This is a genomic window from Streptomyces spiramyceticus (assembly GCF_028807635.1).
Lineage (GTDB): Bacteria > Actinomycetota > Actinomycetes > Streptomycetales > Streptomycetaceae > Streptomyces > Streptomyces spiramyceticus.
In genome coordinates, this window is the sequence record NZ_JARBAX010000001.1 from 3,160,140 (window position 1) to 3,180,818 (window position 20,679).

The window sequence follows — 20,679 nt, forward strand, 5'->3', positions numbered from 1 at the left end:
CGGGCCATTAGGGCACGCTTGTGAACGCGTTCACATTCACAAGCAATTATGACGCATACGTGTTCGCGACCTTGAAGGGGGGTATGCCTGTGCCCCCGAATGCCAGGATTCAGCACGCGAGGGCACAGGAAAACCAGGCGAGACGACCTTCAGGCCTTACAGGCCTTTGCGAAACGTCTCTGCGGTGCGGAGGAAGATGTCGTTGGCCTCGTCCTCGCCGATCGTGACCCGGAGCCCCTCACCCGCGAAAGGCCTGACGACGACGCCGGCCTTCTCGCAGGCCGCCGCGAAGTCGGCCGTACGCTCCCCCAGCCGCATCCAGACGAAGTTCGCCTGCGTGTCCGGCACGGTCCAGCCCTGCTTGACCAGCGCCTCGTGCACCCGCTTGCGCTCGCAGACCAGCGAACCGACCCGGCCGAGCAGCTCGTCCTCGGCCCGCAGCGACGCGACCGCCGCGTCCTGCGCCAGCTGGCTGACCCCGAAAGGCACCGCCGTCTTGCGCAGCGCGGCCGCCACCGGCTCGTGTGCCACGGCGAAGCCGACCCGCAGGCCCGCCAGGCCGTACGCCTTGGAGAAGGTACGCAGCACCGCAACATTGGGGCGGCTGCGGTAGAGCTCGATGCCGTCTGGCACGTCGGCGTCCCGGACGAACTCCCGGTAGGCCTCGTCCAGCACCACCAGCACGTCCGAGGGCACCCGGTCCAGGAAGCGCTCCAGCTCGGCCCTGCGCACCGCCGTGCCGGTCGGGTTGTTCGGGTTGCAGACAAAAATCAGCCGGGTCCGGTCGGTGATCGCATCGGCCATCGCGTCAAGGTCGTGCACATCGCCGGCCGTCAGCGGCACCTGCACAGCAGTGGCACCACTGATTTGCGTGATGATCGGGTACGCCTCGAAGGAGCGCCAGGCGTAGATCACTTCGTCGCCGGGACCCGAGGTCGCCTGAAGCAGCGACTGCGCGACGCCGACCGATCCCGTGCCGGTCGCCAGGTGCGTCACCGGGACCCCGAAGCGGTCGGCGAGCTCGTTCATGAGCCCGGTACAGGCCATGTCCGGGTAACGGTTGAAATTCCCGGCTGCGGCAATCGCGCTCTCCAGCACGCCGGGCAGCGGCGGGTACGGGTTCTCGTTGGAGGACAGCTTGTACGCCACCGGTCCCCCGGCAGCAGCAGGCTTGCCCGGCTTGTAGGTGGGGATGCCGTCCAGCACCGCGCGCAGCTTGGGGCTCGTCTCGCTCACTTCGGGTCCTCCTTGACCGTACGTACCACCAATACTGCTCACCTTATGAGGATTGGCGCCCCGTGCGAACAGCAGGCGCCCGGAAAGGGGGGAGCGCTGCCCGCCGTGGCGCGCGCCGGTGGCTCGCGCCGTGGCGCGCATCCCCCGTGAAGGTGAGTTGAGACCTCTTCGAGACCTGCGCCACTTGGCAGGACCGTGCCGCTCGACAAGCGCCACCCAATGCCCAATAACGCCAACTGCCTTGTATTGCAAGGTCATTGACGGTGCATCACCTTGCAGAAACGTGCCTGTCAACGCGTGCATATGCTTCCGCCCTAACCACCCGCCCGAGCCCTACTATCGGCTCGCCATGACAGCAGCAGGGAAGCATCAGGTGAGCCGGACGGAAACCCCCCGGCGGAGCACCCGGCCAGGGCGAGCGGGCATTCGGGACGTCGCCGCCGCAGCCGGTGTCTCCATCACGACGGTCTCCGACGCGCTCAACGGCAAGGGCCGGCTCCCGGACGCCACCCGCAGCCATGTTCGCGAGGTCGCCGAAAGACTGGGCTACCGCCCGTCCGCGGCGGCCCGGACCCTCCGTACGGGCAAGTCGGGCCTCATCGGCCTGACCGTGACCACGTACGGGGATGAACCTTTCACCTTCACGGAATTCGCGTACTTCGCGGAGATGGCGAGAGCGGCGACATCCGCCGCGCTCGCCCGCGGCTACGCCCTAGTCATCCTGCCCGCCACCTCCCGTCACGACGTCTGGTCGAACGTCGCCCTCGACGGCACCGTAGTCATCGACCCCTCCGACCAGGACGCCGTCGTCACCGAGCTCGTACGCCAGGGCCTTCCCGTCGTCTCCGACGGCCGGCCTGCCGGCACCCTGCCCGTGACCGCCTGGGTCGACAACGACCACGAAGCCGCCGTACTCGACCTGCTCGACCATCTCGCCGACGCCGGAGCCCGCCGCATCGGGCTGCTCACCGGCAACACCACCGACACCTACACCCGTCTGTCCACCACTGCATATCTGCACTGGTGCGAGCGCGTGGGCCAGGACCCCGTCTACGAGTCCTATCCCGCGCACGACCCGTGCGCGGGCGCCGTAGCTGCCGACCGGCTGCTCGCCCGCCCGGACAGGCCGGACGCCGTGTACGGACTCTTCGATCCCAACGGCACCGACCTGCTCGCTGCCGCCCGCCGCTACGGACTGCGCGTACCCGAGGACCTGCTGCTCGTCTGCTGCAGCGAGTCCACCGTGTACGCCGCCACCGATCCGCCCATCACGACGCTCTCCCTGAAGCCGCGCAGGATCGGTACCGCGGTCGTCCAGCTCCTCATCGACGCCATCGAGGGCATCAATACCGACAGTCCCGTCGAGCAGGTCATACCGACCGAACTCATCGTCCGGACGTCCTCGCAGCGCAGAACGCACCGCACCACGGTGAGCCCGCCGCGCTCACCTGCGGGGGACTGACCTCGGGGTGACCTCGGTCGACCTCGGGGACCGACCTCCCCAATTCGGACGAAACAACCGGTGAACCGCGTGCGCATCCGGATTCACCACCCCTGGTGCGTCACACAGCCCGAGGCTCATTCCTATGATGGGCGCACGACACCGCGGACCAACCAAGACCAGGTGGGACCGAGAGGTGTACGGCGGCGCGACGGTGGTGGAGGGGTCGATGACTCAGGGGGCCGGTCAGGGACCCGCAGTGCGGACGGCTACATTGCGGGACTTCCGCGTACCGCCGTACGCACAGGCCCCCATTCCCGCGGACGCGAACCCATATGGGAATGCCTACGGCGAGGGTGAAGAACCCGAGGGGTACACACCCACTCAGCGCGACCTCCCGGTGATCAGCCGCGGCGGTCCCGGCGACACGGTCCAGGTGTCGCTGCCGACCGAGCCCGAGCCGCGGCCCGAAGCGGCCGACGGCGGTCTCGGTCCGCTCTTCGTCGTCGGCGACGTCCACGGCTACCTCGACGAACTGATCGCCGCACTGGCAGAACAGAACCTCATCGACGCGGAAGGCCACTGGGCAGCGGGCAACGCCCGCCTCTGGTTCCTCGGCGACTTCACCGACCGCGGCCCGGACGGCATCGGCGTCATCGACCTGGTGATGCGGCTGTCCGCGGAGGCCGCGGCGGCGGGCGGCTACTGCAAGGCCCTCATGGGCAACCACGAGCTGCTGCTGATCGGCGCCAAGCGGTTCGGCGACACCCCCGTCAACTCCGGGGCAGGCACTGCCACCTTCCAGGCCGCCTGGCTGCTCAACGGCGGCCAGAAGGCCGACATGGACCGGCTCCAGGACGTCCACCTGCAGTGGATGTCCCGCCTCGACGCGGTCGCGCTGGAGGACGCGCATCTTCTGACGCATTCCGACACGACCGCCTACCTCGATTACGGCAGCACCATCGAGGACGTGAACGACACAGTCCACGCCATCCTCACCCGCAACGACGCCGACGAGTGCTGGGACGTCTTCCGCAAGTTCACCAAGCGCTTCGCCTTCCGTGACGAGGGCGGGGCCCACGCGGTGCGTGAACTGCTCGACGCATACGGCGGCGAGCGCATCGTCCATGGTCACAGCCCGATCCCGTATCTCCTGGGGCAGGTGGGCAATGAGAGTTCCGACGATGGCGACAACAGCTCGGGCCCGGTCGTCGAGGGTCCTCATGTGTACGCCGACGGGCTTGCCATCGCCATGGACGGCGGCGTGACCATGGCCGGAAAGCTACTGGTGGTGCAACTTCCCCTGCATGGCTGACCGTCGTACGGGAAGGGGCAGCAGCACACTCATCGCACCCACCGCGGGGCCAATTTCAGGAAACCCCCTGTCACCCCCTGCCGTGGGCGCTCTACCATCGGCTTATCCGTAGCAGGCTCTCCTCCGTTTCCGCCCAACTGCGCGCCCGGCGCGGGTTGTCCGGCCCTACGGAGCATCGGGGGATGCACATGAACAGCAGCGCTCCGCATCTGCTGGCCGAGGACCGCCCGGAATTCGCACGCGTCCTCGACGAGGCACTGCGCACTGCGCCCGACCGCCCGGACCTGGCCGCCGTCGGGCAGCGGCTCAACAGCGAACAGCTGCGCACCATGGCGCTGAACGCCACCGCGATCATCGCGACGGCGGCGGCAGCCGAGTACGACCACTACGTGAAGGTCCGCGACGAAGTACGCACACCGCCCGGGGCGACCACAGGCGGCAGTTCCGTTCTCGCCATGGGCGAGGCCACCGAGACGACGGGCGCCGGCGCCGCCGCGGTCGTCGCCGTGCTGACCCCTGTGCTCGCGGGAACAGCCGCCGCGATCTTCCTGCTCGTCGGCTATCTGCTGACGATGCTCACACCTGAACCGGCCTTCGCCGAGACACTGCTGACCGCCGGCTGGTGCTTCGGGGGGCTCACCGCGGCGGGCATCCTCGTCGCTGCCGTCGGACTGCTGCTGACCGCTCTGCGCAACGGCTCGACGGCCTTCCCCGACGGACAGGTGGGTGAACAGACCGAAGAGGTCGACCGGGCCAGGGAAGCCTGGCGGCACGCCCTGCTGGAGCAGGGGATCGTGCCGTTCCTGCGCGAAGCCCTGGCCGACCCGGGCGCGGGCCAGGCTGCCCCCACGCCGCGCCGCCCTGCCGGCCGTATCCCGGATCTCGGGTACTCACGGCCGGACTTCAGCAGTCCCGGACCGGAAGGCGGCACCACACCGGGACCCCGCCCGAGCTACTCCAGCCCGGACTTCTCCAGCCCCGACTTCGGCGGTCCGGATCACAAACCCGAGTGATCCGGACCGGCCGCAGAGCGGAGCCAGGCCCCGCAGAGCCAGACCGGGCTCAGTCGGCAATCGGGAGGTACACCCGGTTGCCGGCGGCGGCGAACTCCTTGGACTTCTCCGCCATGCCCGCCTCGATTTCGTCCTGCGTCCCCCCGTGGTCGCGTCGGATGTCGTGGCTGATCTTCATCGAGCAGAACTTCGGCCCGCACATCGAGCAGAAGTGCGCGGTCTTCGCCGGCTCGGCGGGGAGCGTCTCGTCGTGGAACTCCCGCGCCGTGTCCGGGTCCAGAGCCAGGTTGAACTGGTCCTCCCAGCGGAACTCGAAACGCGCGTCGGACAGTGCGTCGTCCCACTCCTGCGCCCCCGGGTGCCCCTTGGCGAGATCCGCCGCATGTGCGGCGATCTTGTAGGTGATGACGCCGGTCTTCACGTCGTCACGGTTGGGCAGACCCAGGTGCTCCTTGGGCGTGACGTAGCAGAGCATGGCCGTGCCCCACCACGCGATCATTGCCGCCCCGATGCCGGAGGTGATGTGGTCATACGCCGGGGCCACGTCCGTCGTGAGCGGGCCGAGCGTATAGAAGGGGGCCTCCTCGCAGATTTCCTGCTGGAGGTCGATGTTCTCCTTGATCTTGTGCATCGGGACGTGACCGGGACCCTCGATCATCGTCTGTACGTTGTGACGCTTGGCGATCGTGTTGAGTTCCCCGAGGGTCTTGAGCTCGGCGAACTGCGCCTCGTCGTTGGCGTCCGCGATCGAACCCGGCCGCAGGCCGTCGCCGAGCGAGTACGTCACGTCGTACGCCGCGAGGATCTCGCAGAGCTCCTCGAAGTGCTCGTACAGGAACGATTCCTTGTGGTGCGCCAGGCACCACGCGGCCATGATCGAACCACCGCGCGAGACGATGCCGGTCTTGCGCCGGGCGGTCAGCGGAACGTACTGGAGCCGCACGCCCGCGTGGACCGTCATGTAGTCGACGCCCTGCTCGGCCTGCTCGATGACGGTGTCCTTGTAGACGTCCCAGGTCAGCTCCTCCGCGCGGCCGTCGACCTTTTCGAGGGCCTGGTAGAGCGGCACGGTGCCGATCGGCACGGGAGCATTGCGCAGGATCCACTCACGCGTGGTGTGGATATTGCGGCCGGTCGACAGGTCCATGACCGTGTCCGCGCCCCACTTGGTGGCCCAGGTCATCTTGTCGACCTCCTCTTCGATGGAGGAGGTGACCGCGGAGTTCCCGATGTTGGCGTTGACCTTCACCAGGAAACGCTTGCCGATGATCATCGGCTCGATCTCCGGGTGATTGACGTTCGCCGGCAGAACGGCCCGGCCCGCCGCGATCTCGTCCCGTACGACCTCGGGCGCGACGTTCTCGCGGATCGCCACGAACTCCATCTCGGGCGTGATGTCCCCGCGGCGCGCGTACGCGAGCTGGGTCACTGCCTGCCCGTCGCGGCCCCGGCGGGGCTGGCGCGGACGCCCGGGGAAGACCGCGTCGAGGTTCCTGAGGCCCCCACGCGGCGAGGTGTGCTTGATCCCGTCGTCCTCGGGGCGGACGGGGCGGCCCGCGTATTCCTCGGTGTCGCCGCGGCCGATGATCCAGTTCTCGCGCAACGGCGCGAGTCCCCGGCGTACGTCCGTCTCGATGGTCGGGTCGGTGTACGGGCCGGACGTGTCGTACAGCGTCACGTCCTTCCCGTTGGTGAGGTGCACCTGACGGACCGGCACGCGGAGATCCGAGCGCGAGCCCTCGGGCCCCGCGACGTATCCCTTGTGCCAGCCCGGCTTGCGCCCGTCCTGGCTGGTGGCAGGCGTGTGTGCATCCGCTGTGGTCATGAGACCTACTCCCTACGCCGGCATTACCCGGTAACAGGTTCGGCGGTCGACGCAGCGGCTTTCGTACAGATTTGCGTACGAAGGTCAGCGCCCTCTCAGCCCGGTGCTCCGAGCTCCCGCGTGTGCAAAGGTGCCCCCACGCTAGCGTCATGTCTGGCGCGCTGAACAGAGGGCCCCCTCCATTCTTGCGATGATCGGTCGGTGACGTCCCCACAGCCAACGCCCGAATCGCACGGCCACACCCACAGCCACGGGCCCGCCGCGCCCGTCTCCAAGCACCTCCGCAAGGTCATCGCGGCAGTGCTGATTCCTTTCGCCACAGCGGTGCTCGTCGGCCTCTTCGTCCTCTGGCCCGGCGGCGCACCCGAACACGAGCGCACAGGTGTCGGTTTCGACCGGCAAACCGTGGACGGCAAGGTGACCTCCGTGCAGCAGGTCGACTGCAAGGACGTGAACGCCGCCCAGGTGCCGCCCACCGGTGACACGTCTACGCCGTCCGGCCGCGAGGCCCAGCAGGCCCAGCAGGGCATCTGCAAGAAGGCGACGATCGAGGTCACGTCCGGCAAGGACAAGGGCCGCACCTTCACCGAGATCGTCCAGCCGGACGCACCGAGGCAGCTGCGCGAGGGCCAGGGCGTGGTGGTGGCGTACGCGCCCGACGCGCCACGCGACCTCCAGTACTCGGTCACCGATGTGGACCGCGGCCTGCCGATGTCCCTGCTGGCCGGGATCTTCGCCCTCGCGGTGATCGTGGTCGGCCGGATGAAGGGCCTGATGGCGCTGATCGCGCTCGCGGTGTCCTTCGCCGTCCTGACGCTGTTCATCCTCCCGGCGATCCTTCAGGGCTCGAATCCGCTGGTCGTCGCGGTCGTCGGTGCGAGCGCCATCATGCTGTTCGCGCTCTACGCCTGCCACGGTCTGACGGCCCGCACGTCCGTCGCCGTCGTCGGCACACTTGTCTCGCTGCTGCTGATCGGGCTGCTGGGCTCGCTCTTCATCGGCTGGGCGTCCCTGACCGGCAACACCGACGACAACACCGGGCTGATTCACGGCCTTTATCCGGACATCGACATGAGCGGTCTGCTGCTCGCGGGCGTCATCATCGGTTCGCTCGGCGTGCTCGACGATGTGACGGTCACCCAGACATCGGCGGTCTGGGAACTCCGCCAGGCCGACCCGACGATGGGCCCGCGCGCCCTCTACCGGGCCGGCATCCGTATCGGCCGCGACCACATCGCGTCCGTCGTCAATACGCTCGTCCTGGCGTACGCGGGCGCCGCACTGCCCCTCCTGCTGCTTTTCTCCATCGCACAGAGCAGTGTCGGCACGGTCGCCAACAGCGAGCTGGTCGCGGAGGAGATCGTACGGACACTGGTCGGCTCGATCGGTCTGGTCGCCTCGGTGCCGGTGACGACCGCGCTCGCAGCTCTGGTCGTGTCCGCCGATCGGATCTCACCTGCGGAATCCGCCGCGGCAGCCCCCGCGCGCGGCGGTGGCAGGGGGCGGCGCCGCAAGCGCTGAGCCCGTGGAGGGCCTACCAGTCGCTGCTCGACGAGGACGAGGAGGACATGAACTTCCGTACGACATAGATCAGACCGCCGACCACGGCGACGAAGACGAGAACCTTGAAGAGGATCGCGATCAGCAGACCGATGGCGCTCAGGATCGCTCCGCCGAACACGACCAGAGCGATGACGGGCACCGCGACCCACTTCACCCACCACGGCATTCCCGCGTATATCTCGCGCACAGACATCGTCCTGCCTCTTCTCCCTCGGGGCTTTCTTCCTGCCCTCGATGCTAGGGGCGAGGGGGTGGTCAACGGGGGCTCGGGAGCCCTTGAAGACCCCTGACCGTCCCCCTAGGGAACCCCGAGTACCGGCAGCTCCCCGGGGCGGCTCAACCGGCCCGCTCGCGGGTCGGGCTCCGGATCAGCTGTCGGTCGGCTGTCGGTCAGCTCTCGGGCGGAGAGAAGACGACCATCACGCGCAGATCCTCGGTGATGTGGTGGAACTTATGGGGCACTTCGGCCGGTACGTACACCACGCTGCCCCGCCCCACCTGCGTCGTCTCCATCCCGACCGTGATCGACGCACGGCCGCTGACGATGAAGTACACCTCGTCCTGACGGTGGGGCTGCTGCGGGTCCGTCTCGCCCGCATCCAGCGCGTACAGACCGACGGACATGTTCCTCTCCCTCAGGAACTGCAGATACGCGCCGTCATTGGCGGCGCGCTCCGCCTCCAGCTCGTCCAGTCGGAATGCCTTCATCGTCCGTCCGCCCCTCGGCCCGTCGCACGCCGCTATCCGGCGCAGATCATGTCTGCCACGATCAGACACATGATGAATTTCGTAGTCAAGACGATCGCCAATGCGGCGGCGCTGCTGGTAGCCATCTGGCTGATCAAGGACATCACTCTGACCGGCGACAGCACCGGCAACAAGGCAATGACGCTGATCATCGTCGCGCTTCTCTTCGGCCTGGTGAACTTCCTCGTGAAGCCGGTCGTTAACCTGCTGACGCTGCCGCTCTTCATTCTGACGCTCGGGCTGATCACACTGGTGATCAATGCCCTGATGCTGCTGCTGACCTCCTGGCTGGCCGACAAGTTCGATCTCAGCTTCCATGTCGAGGGCTTCTGGACCGCCGTGGTCGGCGCCCTCATCATCAGCATCGTGTCGTGGGCGCTGAACGTCGTCCTGCCCGACAAGGACTGACGTATGAACATCGCAGGCACAGGAGACGGCACCCGAGCGGTACGGGCGGGTCTGCCCGATCCTGTCGCGTACGAGCCGACCCTCCCGGGGCCGGTCTTCGCCGCGCACTACCACCTGCCGGGCGAGGCGACCGGCCCGTACACCTACGGCCGCGACGAGAACCCGACCTGGACGCACCTGGAGCGGGCCATCGGCGAGCTGGAGGCGCCGGGGGAGGAGGGCATCCATACGGTCGTCTTCGCGTCCGGCATGGCCGCCGTCTCCGCCGTCCTCCTCTCGCAGGTGCGGGCCGGCGACACGGTGGTCCTGCCCGACGACGGCTACCAGGCGCTGGCGCTGGTACGCGAGCAGCTGGCGGTGTACGACGTGACCGTCCGCACCGCGCCGACCGGTGGCGACGCGCAGCTCGGCGTGCTCGAAGGGGCGCGGCTGCTGTGGATCGAGACGCCGTCCAACCCCGGGCTCGACGTATGCGACATACGCCGCCTCGCGGACGCGGCGCACGCCGGCGGCGCGCTGGTCGCCGTCGACAACACCCTCGCGACGCCGCTCGGGCAGCGGCCCCTGGAACTCGGCGCGGACTTCTCCGTGGCCAGCGGCACCAAGGGCCTCACCGGGCACGGCGATGTCCTGCTCGGTTATGTGACGTGCCGGGACCCCGGACTGGCGGCGCGGGTACGCCGCTGGCGCAAGGTCGTCGGCGCGATCCCCGGGCCGATGGAAGCCTGGCTCGCGCACCGTTCGCTGGCCACGCTCCAGCTGCGCGCCGACAAGCAGGGCGCGAACGCGCTGGCGCTCGCCGAGGCGCTGCGCGGGCACGCCGCGGTGAGCGGGCTGCGCCATCCCGGGCTGCCCGGCGACCCGTCGTACGCCGTCGCCGCGCGCCAGATGCGCCGCTTCGGCTGCGTCGTGTCGTTCACGCTGCCCGACCGCGGGTACGCGGAGCGCTTCCTGGACGGGCTGCGGCTGGCCGACGACACGACGAGCTTCGGCGGCGTACGGTCCACCGCCGAGCGGCGCGGGCGGTGGGGCGGCGACGCCGTACCGGAGGGCTTCATCCGCTTCTCCGTGGGAGCCGAGGACGCCGTGGACCTGGTGGCGGATGTGCTGCGCGCGCTCGACGAGGCCGCCCCGTAGCGCGGCGGTACGTACAGCGGCGACTACGTACAACGGACGGTCCGAGCCTCCCCCCTCATGGCTCGGACCGTCCCGGTTCCACGCGCGAAGAACCGTGCAATCAAGGCTAGTTGACTCAGCGTCAGTGTCCAATCACCGTAGCGACACAGGCCTATCGACATATTTATAGTTGTGACTGGCCGGGGACCCGTCGGAACGGGAAGGGCGCGACATGGATCTTGCCCTGCTGCGCACATTCGTCACGGTGCACCGGGCCGGTTCCTTCACCCGGGCCGCCTCACTGCTCGGACTGTCACAGCCCGCGGTGACCAGCCAGATACGGACCCTGGAGCGGCAATTGGGCCGCCCGCTGTTCCTGCGGCAGGCCCGCGGCGTAACCCCCACCAGCGTCGGCGACGAGCTGGCGCACCGGGCCGCGCCGCATCTGGACGCGCTCGTCGAGATCACCGAGGCCGGACTCGACGAGGAGTCGGGAGTACGGACCCTGCACCTCGCCGGGCCGCCCGAATTCACGTCCGTACGCGTCCTGCCGACGCTCTCGCCGCTCATCCCTCAGGGCCTGGCGCTGCGCATCTCCTTCGGAAACGCCCAGGAGACCCTGGAGGGCCTCGCCGCGGGCCACCATGACCTGGCCATCTCGACGGACCGCCCGCGCGGAGGGGTGCTCACCGCCACCGCCCTCTGCGACGAGGAGCACGTCCTGGTCGCCGGTCCGCGCTGGGCGGGGCGCATCGGGCCCGGGCTGCTGCGCCGTAAGGGACCCGCCGTACTGGAGCACCTGCCGGTGGTGGAGGTGCATGAATCCCTGCCGCTGGTCACGCGCTACTGGACCACTGTCTTCGACACCCTGCCGACCTCTGCCGCCACCATCGTCGCGCCCGACCTGCGAGCGGTGTTACAGGCGACAGCGGCGGGCGCGGGGCTGGCCGTGGTGCCGCGATATCTGTGCGAAGAGGCGCTGGAGCGGGGGGAGGTGGTGGCGCTTTTCGACCCTCCTGTGCCGCCGCTGCGGACCTATTTCCTGGCCGTACGGACGGGCACATTGGCGCTGCCGCACATTGCGCGGGCGCACGAGTGGCTGTTGCGTGCTGCCACGGACTGGTGCTGAGCGACGCACAACACGGGTACGGGAGTTTCAGAAGGGCCGGCGCGGGCCACTTTATTGCCATGACCGGCACCGCTTTTTCCGGGGGGACGAACCCCACACCCCCGAGGCCCGTGGTCAAGCGCACCGCACGCGCCATCCTGCTCGACGGCGACGACCTCATCCTCATCAAACGCACCAAGCCGGGCGTCGACCCGTACTGGCTCACGCCCGGCGGCGGGGTCGAACCGGAGGACGCCACCGTGGTGGACGCCCTGCACCGTGAAGTCGACGAGGAACTCGGCGCCAAGATCACTGATGTGGTGCCCTGCTTCGTCGACACCGTGGAGCACATCGCGGGCGGTGGGGTGACGGGCGTGAAAGTGCAGCACTTCTTCGTCTGCCGACTGGAGTCGATGGACCCGTCCCAGCGGCACGGGCCGGAGATCGACGAACCGTGCGGTGAGTACGAGATCGTACGGGTGCCCTTCAGCCGGGTCGGGATCGCCGCGGTGCACCTCGTACCGCTGTCGCTGCGGCACTACCTGGACGGCAACATCGAGGGCCTACGGGCGATGCACGCACCTGACCTGGGTTAATCGCCTGCTGCTACGAGCTCTTCGATCGAATCGTGGCGGATGCGGTCGCCGGGGATCCCCAGGTTCCTGAGCGCGTGGACACCGCTGCGGATCATGCCGGGCGGGCCCGAGAGGTAGGCGTCGTAGGAGTTCCACGGGCCGTACTCGCGCACCGCGTCCGGGAGCTGGGCCCGGTCGTCGACCACCGTGCGGACCGACAGCCAGGAGTGCGACTGCTGGAGGCGCAGCATGGTGTCGATGTCGTACAGGTCGTAATCGCTGCGCGCACCGTAGAAGACCTCGACGGGGCGGCGCTCGCCGTGCTCGGCCACGTCCTCGACGATCGCCTTGATGGGCGCGATGCCGGTGCCGCCCCCGAGGCAGAGCAGACCGTCGTCGGTGCTGTGGTCGACGGTCATCGAGCCGGCCGGGGGGCCGAGACGCACGATGTCGCCGGGGCGGGCGCGGTGGACCAGGGCGTTGGAGACCCAGCCGGCCGGGACCGCCTTGACGTGGAACGACAGCAGCCCGTCGGTACGAGGGGCTGCGGCGAAGGAGTAGTGGCGCCAGATCCTCGGCCACCACGGGGTTTCCAGGCTGGTGTACTGGCCGGCGAGGAACGGATAGGGCTGGTCGGGACGCAGCGTGATGACGGCTATGTCGGGGGTGCGGAGGTCGTGCGAGACGACCTCGCCCTGCCATGAGGCGGGCGCCCGCCGCTCGTTCTCGGCGGCCGCGTCGATCATGATCTGGGAGATCGCGGTGTACGTCCGGATCCAGGCGGCCTCGGTCTCGTCGTCCCAGGTGGTGGTCGCGTAGCGGGCCAGCGCGCCGAGGAGGGCCTCGCCGACGGCCGGGTAGTGGGAGGCCTGGGTGCCGTACTTGCGGTGGCCGCGGCCCAGGTTGCGCAGGTACTCGGTGAGCACCGGGGCGTTGTCGATGTGTTCGGCGGCGGTGAGCAGCGCCTTGAGCAGCCGGTCGCGCTGGGTGTCCATGGCGGCTGGGAAGAGCGCGCGCAGGTCGGGGTGGCGGACGAAGAGCAGCGCGTAGAAGTACGACGTGACCTTGCCCGCGTCGGGTCCGACCTCGGCCAGGGTGCGGCGGATAAGTGCCGCGTCGGGGGAAACGGGGGCGGCGGGGGCGGCCGGGGGGCGCGGAGCCGGGGCTTCGGGGGCGGTTGCGAGGGGGGCCGCGGCTTGAGGGGCTGCGGCTTGGGGGGCTGCGGCTTGGGGGGCTCTCTGCGACTGCTGCGGTTGCTGCGGTTGCTGCCGCTCCTGCTGCTGCGGCGGCTGCGGCTGCGGCTGCGGCTGCGGCTGACGCTGTGGCTGCGGCTGACGCTGTGGGGCGGGCGCTGGGTGCGGGGCCGGTGCGGGGCGGGGGGCTTCCGCTTGCGGTGCCGGTGCTGGTGCCTGCGCTGGGCGAGGGGCCTGCGCAGGGCGGGCCTGCGCTGGGCGACGGGCTTCCGCTTGCGCAGCCGGTGCGCCCGGTGCGGCTCCCCAGACCCCTTCCGCCCGCCTCTCCGGCGGCTGCGTGGCTTCGGGCGTTTCGGCCACTTCGGGCCACCGACGCACTTCGTCGGCGGACCCTGGGTTGGGCACAGGTGTGGGCTTCGGGCGTGAAGCTCCCGTGCCGACGGGGCGTATCGCGCTCACGGGACGGCTCGGGCCGGGTATCCGGTCCTGGCCGGGGTCAGCTCCCGGGCCGGTCTGCTGAGTGGCCGCGCCCGGCTTCCTGCGCGGCTTGAACCAGCCGCCGCCGTCCTCACCAGAAGCACCGCTGTCGGCCGAGTTGGTGGTCGGAGCGTCCATACCTCTGCCTCGCCTCGAACATTTTTCGGTCGGTCTCTGCACTTCCGGAACCGGAATGTGCTCGCAATCCCCGCTCTGCTTCAGATCTGTTGGCAGCCCACACTAATCACGCCGCTGCCCCCATTCGGGGCGAGCCGGACAAAAATGTGACATTGACCGCACTTCCCGTCGTCGCAGCATGCCAGGGACCACTTCCACATCGGACAAAGAATGGGAACTCCGGGCATCCCAACCGGCTTTCCGGTTAGGCTGCTTTGCCCCATGCCCATAGACAGAGGCGCGCAGGCGCGAACCGGAGTTGACCATACCGGCGGTAGCGCGGGGCACAACCCCCCTGTTCCGCTGCCTGCACTGCCGGATGCCCGGTCGGCTCTGTGGCTATTCGAGAATTACCGGAGAGGCTGCACCAGTTCATACGCCTCGCGCAGATCGCCACCTTCGTAGGCGAGCGTGGCAAAGCCCGACACATGGTGATCTGCATTGACTGCTACGGAAAGTGGCACCTTCGCAAAGATCTCCGCGTCCGACATCGAATCCCCGTAAGCGACGCAGTCACTCCGAAGTAGCCCGAACTCTTCACAGAGCCGGTCTGCGATCTTCACCTTCGCTGCCGCATTCAGGATTCCCGCACGGTCCACCGGCTCCACGAACGGCACAGCCGGCCATCGGGAGCCGTGCGCGGCGTGAGCACCCCACGCCAGGAGCCGCTCCACAAAGAAGTCCGGCGAAAGGGAGATGACGGCGCAGCCGCCGAGCCGCGCATCAGCGTTCCGTCGAGGTCGAAAAGATGAAGTCTCGCCATGTACGCCGAGGCTAGTACGAGCGGTTACTCCCCCTGTAAGACGCGGGACCACCTCGCCGCCGGGCACCGTGTTTCACGTGAAACAACTCCCACGCCCCGCACGCCGCGCCCTCCTGGTCACCCATGTCGCCGCCTCTGTCGGCTGGCTGGGCCTCACGGTTGGGCTGCTCGCGCTCGGGCTCACCGCCTACACAACCAACTCCGCCGCTACTACACAGGCTGCGTACAGCGCCATGAAGGTCTTCGGCGACTGGCTGGTCGCCCCCGTGGCGCTGCTGTCGCTGGGCACCGGGCTCGTGCTGTCGCTCGGCACGCCCTGGGGCCTGGCCAGGCACCGCTGGGTCTGGGTGAAGTTCTGGCTGACTCTGATCACCGTGGCTGGGACGATCTTCGCGCTGCGCCCGGAAATCAGTGCGGCCGCCGCCTTGGGTATTCCCGACAGCAGTCTGGTCGCCGCACCGACCGTCGCCTCGACCGCCTACTTCTTCATGACGGCGATTTCGGTGCTCAAGCCCTGGGGGCTCACCCGGCGCGGCCGGCGTCTACGAGCAGCCACGGCCTCCTCACGTAAACAGGTGGACGCGCGATCAGTGCGTCAGCCAGCCTGACCCCATGCCGACTCCGCTTGCCGACGTGCCCGTCCGACGTCTGACTCGGGGCGACCTCACTGCCTGCGCCGACCTCGCGGAGAACCGTGGCTGGCAGCGCCAGGAGCACAGATGGGGTCTCCTGCTGACAGCCGGCACCGGCTACGGCATCGACGCACCCGGCGGCAAGGGCCTGGCCGCCACAAGCGTCCTCACCTCGTACGGCCCGGGGCCCGCTTCGTATGGCCCGGGACTCGCTGCCATCGGGCTGGTCCTCGTCGCCGAACAGCACGCACGGCAGGGCGTCGGCCGCCGCATGATGCGGCACATCATGGCGGAAGCCGGGGACACCCCGCTCACGCTGCACGCCACCCCCGACGGCCGCCCGCTCTACGAGGAGCTCGGCTTCGCCGTGACGGGCAGGGCCGAGATGGTCCGCGGCCACTTCCGCCCGTCCGGCCCGATGGCCGAAGTGCCGACCCGCCCCGCCACCGCCGAGGACCTGGCCGCGATCCTCCGCCTGGACGCCGAGGTCTTCGGCCAGGACCGCACCCACGTGATCACGCGGCTGCCCGCCTTTGCCGACCAGATCCGGGTAGCCGAGGACGGGAGCGGCATCACCGGCTACGCGGCGGCCTGGCCCAACATGAACACCCATGTCGTGGGCCCGCTCATCGCCCGGGACACGGACACCGCCAAGGCTCTGGTCGCCTCCCTGGCAGCGGGCACGGACCGCCCGCTGCACACCGACATCGACGTACGGCATGAGGACCTGCTGGCCTGGGTGAAGGCCTGCGGCCTGGAGTCGGTGGCATTCAACGCGGTGATGACCTACGGCATCCCTGCCCTGCCGGGCGACTGGACCCGCCGCTTCGCACCTTTGACGGTCGCGGCGGGCTGACGGGGAAGTCCACAGCGTCCTCTGTCCCGGTTACCTGTCGAGGGCCTCGACTGCCTCGGTCGCGAAGCCGTGGTCCTGCTCGGGCGCTCCGCCGCCCACACCGATCGCACCGATCAGACGGCCGCCACGGCGGACAGGAACTCCCCCCGCGATGAACAGGAGCGGCCGGTCGAGCACGGTCGGCAGAGTGTGGAACGGCCCGCCCGGCTGGACAGCGTCGACCGGGTCCGCCGTCGGGGCGTTGAGCTGGAGAGCGGTGTAAGCAATGGGGTCTCCCCTGCTCGAACGAAGTGTCGCTGGGCGCCCTCGCATCCGCTTGCGGGAGATCCGGGTGCCGAGGACCGACATCAGCGGGGCACCCAGCACGACACCGAGGGCGTAACCGCTGACGAGGTAACCGGCGGTGAGGATCGAGACACCGAAGTCGGTCGAGACCTCCGGCAGCAGACCCGTGATCACGAATTCGGTGGTGCCGATACCGAACGCCCCGATGGCGAGGGCGAGGAGCGCGAGTGGCATGGCCGGACCTTCCCGATGACACCGCCCTGCGCGAGGCCCTCGACGAGGCCGTGAAAACCCCGGAACTGGCTCCCTTGGTCAGGGCAGTCGAAGATCTCCGGGTCCCCGCGTAATCTGCGCTCCATGAGCGATCTTGAGATACGCCCTGCGGCGCCCGGAGACATCCCCGCGATCGTGGCCATGCTCGCCGACGACCCGCTGGGCGCCCAGCGGGAGTCCCCGGACGACCTCGCCCCGTACACCGCCGCCCTCAAGCGGCTCGCCAACGACCCGAACCAGCACGTGGTCGTCGCCGTACGCGAGGACCGGGTCGTCGGCACACTGCAGCTCACGATCATTCCGGGCCTGTCCCGGCGGGGCTCCACCCGCTCCATCATCGAAGGCGTACGCATCCACTCCGACGAACGCGGAAGCGGCCTCGGTACGCAGCTCATCGAGTGGGCGGTCGACGAATCCAGGCGCCAGGACTGCCAGTTGGTCCAGCTGACGTCGGACGCCACCCGTACCGACGCCCATCGCTTCTACGAGCGGCTCGGCTTCGAAGCCTCCCATGTCGGATTCAAGATGAGCCTTTGAAGGCCCTTTCAGCAGTCCGGTTTCACGTGAAACATCACAACCCGCGCCAGCCCTCGGGGTCGACGCCTCCCGGAACAGCAGCCCCGGATTCGTACGGCTCACGCGTGAAGACGAAGGAACCCAGGTCGAGATGGCTCACCGAGCCGTCGCCCCGACGCACCACACGCAGCGTCTCCCCCGCGTAGTAACCGTCGAGACCGGTCCAGGTACCGTCCGGCTGCGCGGCAAAGCGCGAGCGACGGCCGGGTCCGCGCAGCGGCTGCAGCTCCAAGCCCCGGTCCCCGGTCAGCGTCAGGGCATACGCGTACGTGCCCCAGAACCAGGGGCCGGTCAGCTTCAGCAGCTCCTTGTCGACCTCGGGCAGCGGCCGCCACGGCTCCGGGAAACGCGGCTCGGCCTCCGCCACGATGCGGATCAGCTCGGCGGCAACCGTCGCCGTGAGCGGGCCCGACGTGGCATTGGCGAGCGCTACGGCAGCCACACCGTCCTCCAGGCTCATCCACAGGCACGCGACGAAGCCCGGCAACGAGCCTCCGTGGCCCACCAGAGTGCGGCCGTCGCTGTCGACGATCTGCATTCCCAGCCCGTACCCGCTGCCCAACTCCCCGGGCGGCGCGGCAGGCGTCCTCATCTCCCGTACGGACCCGGCGCTCAGCACCTTCTCGTCGCCCTCCGCCAGGAACGCGGCAAAGCGGCAGAGGTCGGCAGCCGTCGACCAGAGCTGGCCCGCCGGGGCCATCAGCCCGAGGTCTTCGGCCGGTTCGGGCAGCAGTACATCGGCCCAGGGGTGCACGGCCCAGCCGCCCGCGTGCGGCGCCATGGGCTGCGCACTCGTCCGGTCCATGCCCAGCGGATCAAGGATCTCGCGCTGCAGGGCTTCAACCCAGCTCACCCCGCGTACCTCCTCGACCAGTCGGCCGAGCAGCGTGTAGCCGGGATTGGAGTAGTGATGAATGCGGCCGACGGGGTGCACCAGCGGCTGCTCACCAAGAACGTCGGCGAGGTCGGGACGCAGATCCCCCGGCGTCCGCTCCCACCAAGGCGCCGGCGTTTCCGCGGCCAGTCCCGCGGTGTGGCACAGGAGTTGAGCAACGGTCACCTCGCCCACCCCCGTGCCGGGGAGGTACTTCTCCAGCAGGTCATCGAGGTCGAGCAGTCCCTCGTCACGCAGCCGCAGCACCAGCACAGCGGTGAAGGTCTTGGTGATCGAACCGATCCGGTACTGGGTGTCTGCATCTGGCCCGTGCCCGTCGACACAGGTACGGGATCCCGTCCACACCATCCGCCCGTCGCGCTGTACCGCAGCGACGAACGAGGGCGCCCGTCCTTCGGCTTGAGCGGTGGCGATGCGGTGCAGCAAGGCGCGTTGCGTGGTGGGAAGAAGCTCTTCGAGCGGTGAGGTCATGGACAAGACGTACCGCCCCGGACCAGCCTCGTCGACTTCATTTCGGAGGATCAGATCTGCGCCATGTCCACAAAGCGTGAATAGTGGCCCTGGAAGGCCACAGTGATCGTCGCCGTCGGACCGTTACGGTGCTTGGCCACCATCAAGTCCGCCTCGCCCGCGCGCGGCGACTCCTTCTCATACGCATCCTCACGGTGCAGCAGGATGACCATGTCCGCGTCCTGCTCGATGGATCCCGACTCACGCAGGTCGGAGACCATCGGCTTCTTGTCCGTACGCTGCTCGGGACCACGGTTCAGCTGCGACAGTGCAATCACCGGGAGCTCGAGCTCCTTCGCCAGCAGCTTGAGGTTTCGGGACATGTCCGAGACCTCCTGCTGACGGCTCTCCGCACGCTTGGAGCCACCGGACTGCATCAGCTGCAAATAGTCGATGATCACCAGCTTCAGATCATTGCGCTGCTTCAGCCGACGGCACTTCGCCCGGATCTCCATCATCGAGAGGTTCGGCGAATCGTCGATGTAGAGCGGCGCCTGCGAGACATCCGGCATACGCCGCGCCAGCCGCGTCCAGTCCTCGTCCGTCAGCGTGCCGGAACGCATATGGTGAAGCGCCACCCGGGCCTCCGCCGACAGCAGGCGCATCGCGATCTCATTGCGCCCCATTTCGAGGGAGAAGATCACGCTGGGCAGGTTGTTCTTGATCGAGCAGGCGCGGGCGAAGTCCAGGGCCAAAGTCGACTTACCCATGGCGGGACGGGCTGCGATGACGATCATCTGGCCCGGGTGCAGACCGTTGGTCAGCGAGTCGAAGTCCGTGAAACCGGTAGGCACACCGGTCATTTCGCCCGTGCGGGAGCCGATCGCCTCAATCTCGTCGAGCGCGCCCTCCATGATGTCGCCGAGCGGGAGATAGTCCTCGCTCGTGCGCTGCTCGGTGACGGCGTAGATTTCGGCCTGGGCGGCGTTGACGATGTCGTCCACGTCGCCGTCGGCCGCATATCCCATCTGCGTGATCTTCGTGCCCGCCTCGACGAGCCGGCGCAGTACGGCCCGCTCATGGACGATCTCGGCGTAATACTCCGCATTGGCCGCCGTCGGCACCGTCTGGACCAGGGTGTGCAGATACGACGCCCCGCCGACCTTCGTGATTTCGCCGCGCCTGGTCAGCTCGGCGCCCACCGTGATGGGGTCCGCCGGCTCGCCCTTGGCGTAGAGATCGAGAATCGCTGTGTAGACGGTCTCGTGGGCAGGACGGTAGAAGTCGTTGCCCTTGAGGACCTCCACCACGTCTGCGATGGCGTCCTTCGACAGCAGCATGCCGCCGAGGACGGACTGCTCGGCGTCGAGATCCTGCGGGGGCACCCGCTCGAAACCGGTAGAACCGCCGTCCCAGCCGCCGCCGTCCCCGCCACGATCGTGCTGCTCGTCGCGGCCCCTGCCCTCGCCGCTGCGCCGACGGGGAGGCAGACGGTCACCTGGACCGCTGTCGGCCCAGGGGTCGTCCAACGGCTCGGAAATGCTCACCGGGCCACCTCCTCCCGTCCGCTTCGCGGACCTCGCTGTGCCACTCTTTCTTACGGCACGGCTCTGACAAATAAGACGCCCGACTCCGGTTCCGGCGCATCGAGTTCGACAGGCTTCCAGGGCCGGAACGGAAGGCGGGCGCCGGACCACGTTAGGCCCGCAGGCACCGTCAGCCAATCTGGTTATCCACAGGCCATGTGGACGAAGG

Annotated in this window: 19 protein-coding genes and 2 pseudogenes; 12 read left to right on the forward strand and 9 right to left on the reverse strand. The window is 68.7% G+C overall.

The window, feature by feature from the left end; genetic code table 11:
• Positions 1 to 156: 156 nt before the first annotated feature.
• Positions 157 to 1,236: a histidinol-phosphate transaminase gene (hisC, locus tag PXH83_RS14210; protein WP_274560492.1), complete on the reverse strand. Its 1,080-nt coding sequence runs from the start codon at positions 1,234 to 1,236 to the stop codon at positions 157 to 159.
• Between the two features lie 349 nt (positions 1,237 to 1,585).
• Between hisC and PXH83_RS14215 the strand changes: the two genes are divergently transcribed.
• From PXH83_RS14215 to PXH83_RS14225, 3 genes are all read left to right on the forward strand, one after another.
• Entirely contained in the window at positions 1,586 to 2,698 is a 1,113-nt protein-coding gene (locus PXH83_RS14215) for a LacI family DNA-binding transcriptional regulator (protein ID WP_214927907.1), read from the forward strand.
• Between the two features lie 193 nt (positions 2,699 to 2,891).
• Positions 2,892 to 3,992 (forward strand): metallophosphoesterase, encoded by a 1,101-nt coding sequence (locus tag PXH83_RS14220; protein ID WP_420803222.1) that lies wholly within the window; start codon positions 2,892 to 2,894, stop codon positions 3,990 to 3,992.
• A gap of 182 nt (positions 3,993 to 4,174) precedes the next feature.
• The gene (locus PXH83_RS14225; RefSeq protein ID WP_274560495.1) at positions 4,175 to 5,005 is read left to right on the forward strand and encodes a hypothetical protein; all 831 of its coding nucleotides are present in this window, start codon (positions 4,175 to 4,177) and stop codon (positions 5,003 to 5,005) included.
• Between the two features lie 49 nt (positions 5,006 to 5,054).
• On the opposite strand, the gene thiC is transcribed toward PXH83_RS14225, so the two are convergent.
• Positions 5,055 to 6,830, reverse strand: a complete 1,776-nt coding sequence (gene thiC / locus PXH83_RS14230; protein ID WP_214927904.1) for a phosphomethylpyrimidine synthase ThiC — start codon at positions 6,828 to 6,830, stop codon at positions 5,055 to 5,057.
• A 201-nt stretch (positions 6,831 to 7,031) separates the two neighbouring features.
• Between thiC and PXH83_RS14235 the strand changes: the two genes are divergently transcribed.
• Entirely contained in the window at positions 7,032 to 8,351 is a 1,320-nt protein-coding gene (locus tag PXH83_RS14235; RefSeq protein ID WP_274560496.1) for a YibE/F family protein, read from the forward strand.
• Positions 8,352 to 8,364: 13 nt separating this feature from the next.
• Here the strand turns inward: PXH83_RS14235 and PXH83_RS14240 are convergent, their stop codons facing one another.
• On the reverse strand, positions 8,365 to 8,580 hold the full coding sequence (locus PXH83_RS14240; protein ID WP_274560497.1) for a DUF5326 family protein: 216 nt from the start codon (positions 8,578 to 8,580) through the stop codon (positions 8,365 to 8,367).
• A gap of 203 nt (positions 8,581 to 8,783) precedes the next feature.
• On the reverse strand, positions 8,784 to 9,101 hold the full coding sequence (locus tag PXH83_RS14245) for a cupin domain-containing protein (RefSeq protein WP_274560498.1): 318 nt from the start codon (positions 9,099 to 9,101) through the stop codon (positions 8,784 to 8,786).
• Positions 9,102 to 9,170: 69 nt separating this feature from the next.
• Here PXH83_RS14245 and PXH83_RS14250 point away from each other — a divergent pair, with 69 nt between their 5' ends.
• The 4 genes from PXH83_RS14250 (at position 9,171) to PXH83_RS14265 (ending at position 12,368) form a co-directional block, all read left to right on the forward strand.
• A complete protein-coding gene (locus PXH83_RS14250) occupies positions 9,171 to 9,548 on the forward strand; it encodes a phage holin family protein (protein ID WP_274560499.1) in 378 nt (125 codons plus the stop codon).
• A gap of 3 nt (positions 9,549 to 9,551) precedes the next feature.
• On the forward strand, positions 9,552 to 10,685 hold the full coding sequence (locus PXH83_RS14255; protein ID WP_274560501.1) for a cystathionine gamma-lyase: 1,134 nt from the start codon (positions 9,552 to 9,554) through the stop codon (positions 10,683 to 10,685).
• Positions 10,686 to 10,896: 211 nt separating this feature from the next.
• On the forward strand, positions 10,897 to 11,793 hold the full coding sequence (locus tag PXH83_RS14260) for a LysR family transcriptional regulator (protein ID WP_274560503.1): 897 nt from the start codon (positions 10,897 to 10,899) through the stop codon (positions 11,791 to 11,793).
• A gap of 59 nt (positions 11,794 to 11,852) precedes the next feature.
• The gene (locus PXH83_RS14265; protein ID WP_274560506.1) at positions 11,853 to 12,368 is read left to right on the forward strand and encodes an NUDIX domain-containing protein; all 516 of its coding nucleotides are present in this window, start codon (positions 11,853 to 11,855) and stop codon (positions 12,366 to 12,368) included.
• On the opposite strand, the gene PXH83_RS14270 is transcribed toward PXH83_RS14265, so the two are convergent.
• A complete protein-coding gene (locus tag PXH83_RS14270; RefSeq protein ID WP_274560508.1) occupies positions 12,365 to 14,155 on the reverse strand; it encodes a globin domain-containing protein in 1,791 nt (596 codons plus the stop codon). The two genes, PXH83_RS14265 and PXH83_RS14270, sit on opposite strands and share 4 nt — an antisense overlap.
• A gap of 389 nt (positions 14,156 to 14,544) precedes the next feature.
• Positions 14,545 to 14,922, reverse strand: a pseudogene (locus tag PXH83_RS14275) (HAD hydrolase family protein); the annotation flags it as partial.
• Between the two features lie 112 nt (positions 14,923 to 15,034).
• On the opposite strand from PXH83_RS14275, the gene PXH83_RS14280 reads away from it, so the two are divergent.
• Both PXH83_RS14280 and PXH83_RS14285 read left to right on the forward strand, forming a co-directional pair.
• A complete protein-coding gene (locus tag PXH83_RS14280) occupies positions 15,035 to 15,565 on the forward strand; it encodes a DUF2269 domain-containing protein (protein ID WP_274560510.1) in 531 nt (176 codons plus the stop codon).
• 4 nt (positions 15,566 to 15,569) lie between these two features.
• The gene (locus tag PXH83_RS14285) at positions 15,570 to 16,445 is read left to right on the forward strand and encodes a GNAT family N-acetyltransferase (protein ID WP_274560512.1); all 876 of its coding nucleotides are present in this window, start codon (positions 15,570 to 15,572) and stop codon (positions 16,443 to 16,445) included.
• Between the two features lie 30 nt (positions 16,446 to 16,475).
• Here PXH83_RS14285 and PXH83_RS14290 read toward each other — a convergent pair whose 3' ends face one another.
• Positions 16,476 to 16,964, reverse strand: coding sequence for an MFS transporter (locus PXH83_RS14290; protein ID WP_274560514.1), 489 nt, complete (start codon positions 16,962 to 16,964; stop codon positions 16,476 to 16,478).
• A gap of 14 nt (positions 16,965 to 16,978) precedes the next feature.
• Here PXH83_RS14290 and PXH83_RS14295 point away from each other — a divergent pair.
• Together PXH83_RS14295 and PXH83_RS14300 are read left to right on the forward strand one after the other, a co-directional pair.
• Positions 16,979 to 17,077, forward strand: a pseudogene (locus tag PXH83_RS14295) (MarR family transcriptional regulator); the annotation flags it as partial.
• A gap of 10 nt (positions 17,078 to 17,087) precedes the next feature.
• Entirely contained in the window at positions 17,088 to 17,540 is a 453-nt protein-coding gene (locus PXH83_RS14300; RefSeq protein WP_274560516.1) for a GNAT family N-acetyltransferase, read from the forward strand.
• A 34-nt stretch (positions 17,541 to 17,574) separates the two neighbouring features.
• On the opposite strand, the gene PXH83_RS14305 is transcribed toward PXH83_RS14300, so the two are convergent.
• Both PXH83_RS14305 and dnaB read right to left on the reverse strand, forming a co-directional pair.
• Positions 17,575 to 18,945, reverse strand: coding sequence for a serine hydrolase domain-containing protein (locus tag PXH83_RS14305; RefSeq protein ID WP_274560518.1), 1,371 nt, complete (start codon positions 18,943 to 18,945; stop codon positions 17,575 to 17,577).
• Positions 18,946 to 18,995: 50 nt separating this feature from the next.
• Positions 18,996 to 20,471, reverse strand: a complete 1,476-nt coding sequence (gene dnaB / locus PXH83_RS14310) for a replicative DNA helicase (RefSeq protein WP_274560520.1) — start codon at positions 20,469 to 20,471, stop codon at positions 18,996 to 18,998.
• Positions 20,472 to 20,679 lie beyond the last annotated feature (208 nt).

What these genes read in the sequence shown, in the direction of transcription:
- PXH83_RS14215 (WP_214927907.1), top strand. Translation starts at nt 1,586, where the DNA reads ATGACAGCAGCAGGGAAGCATCAGGTGAGCCGGACGGAAACCCCCCGG.
- PXH83_RS14225 (WP_274560495.1), top strand. Translation starts at nt 4,175, where the DNA reads ATGCACATGAACAGCAGCGCTCCGCATCTGCTGGCCGAGGACCGCCCG.
- thiC (WP_214927904.1), bottom strand. Translation starts at nt 6,830, where the DNA reads ATGACCACAGCGGATGCACACACGCCTGCCACCAGCCAGGACGGGCGC.
- PXH83_RS14245 (WP_274560498.1), bottom strand. Translation starts at nt 9,101, where the DNA reads ATGAAGGCATTCCGACTGGACGAGCTGGAGGCGGAGCGCGCCGCCAAT.
- PXH83_RS14250 (WP_274560499.1), top strand. Translation starts at nt 9,171, where the DNA reads ATGATGAATTTCGTAGTCAAGACGATCGCCAATGCGGCGGCGCTGCTG.
- PXH83_RS14255 (WP_274560501.1), top strand. Translation starts at nt 9,552, where the DNA reads ATGAACATCGCAGGCACAGGAGACGGCACCCGAGCGGTACGGGCGGGT.
- PXH83_RS14260 (WP_274560503.1), top strand. Translation starts at nt 10,897, where the DNA reads ATGGATCTTGCCCTGCTGCGCACATTCGTCACGGTGCACCGGGCCGGT.
- PXH83_RS14265 (WP_274560506.1), top strand. Translation starts at nt 11,853, where the DNA reads ATGACCGGCACCGCTTTTTCCGGGGGGACGAACCCCACACCCCCGAGG.
- PXH83_RS14270 (WP_274560508.1), bottom strand. Translation starts at nt 14,155, where the DNA reads ATGGACGCTCCGACCACCAACTCGGCCGACAGCGGTGCTTCTGGTGAG.
- PXH83_RS14285 (WP_274560512.1), top strand. Translation starts at nt 15,570, where the DNA reads ATGCCGACTCCGCTTGCCGACGTGCCCGTCCGACGTCTGACTCGGGGC.
- PXH83_RS14290 (WP_274560514.1), bottom strand. Translation starts at nt 16,964, where the DNA reads ATGCCACTCGCGCTCCTCGCCCTCGCCATCGGGGCGTTCGGTATCGGC.
- PXH83_RS14300 (WP_274560516.1), top strand. Translation starts at nt 17,088, where the DNA reads ATGAGCGATCTTGAGATACGCCCTGCGGCGCCCGGAGACATCCCCGCG.
- PXH83_RS14305 (WP_274560518.1), bottom strand. Translation starts at nt 18,945, where the DNA reads ATGACCTCACCGCTCGAAGAGCTTCTTCCCACCACGCAACGCGCCTTG.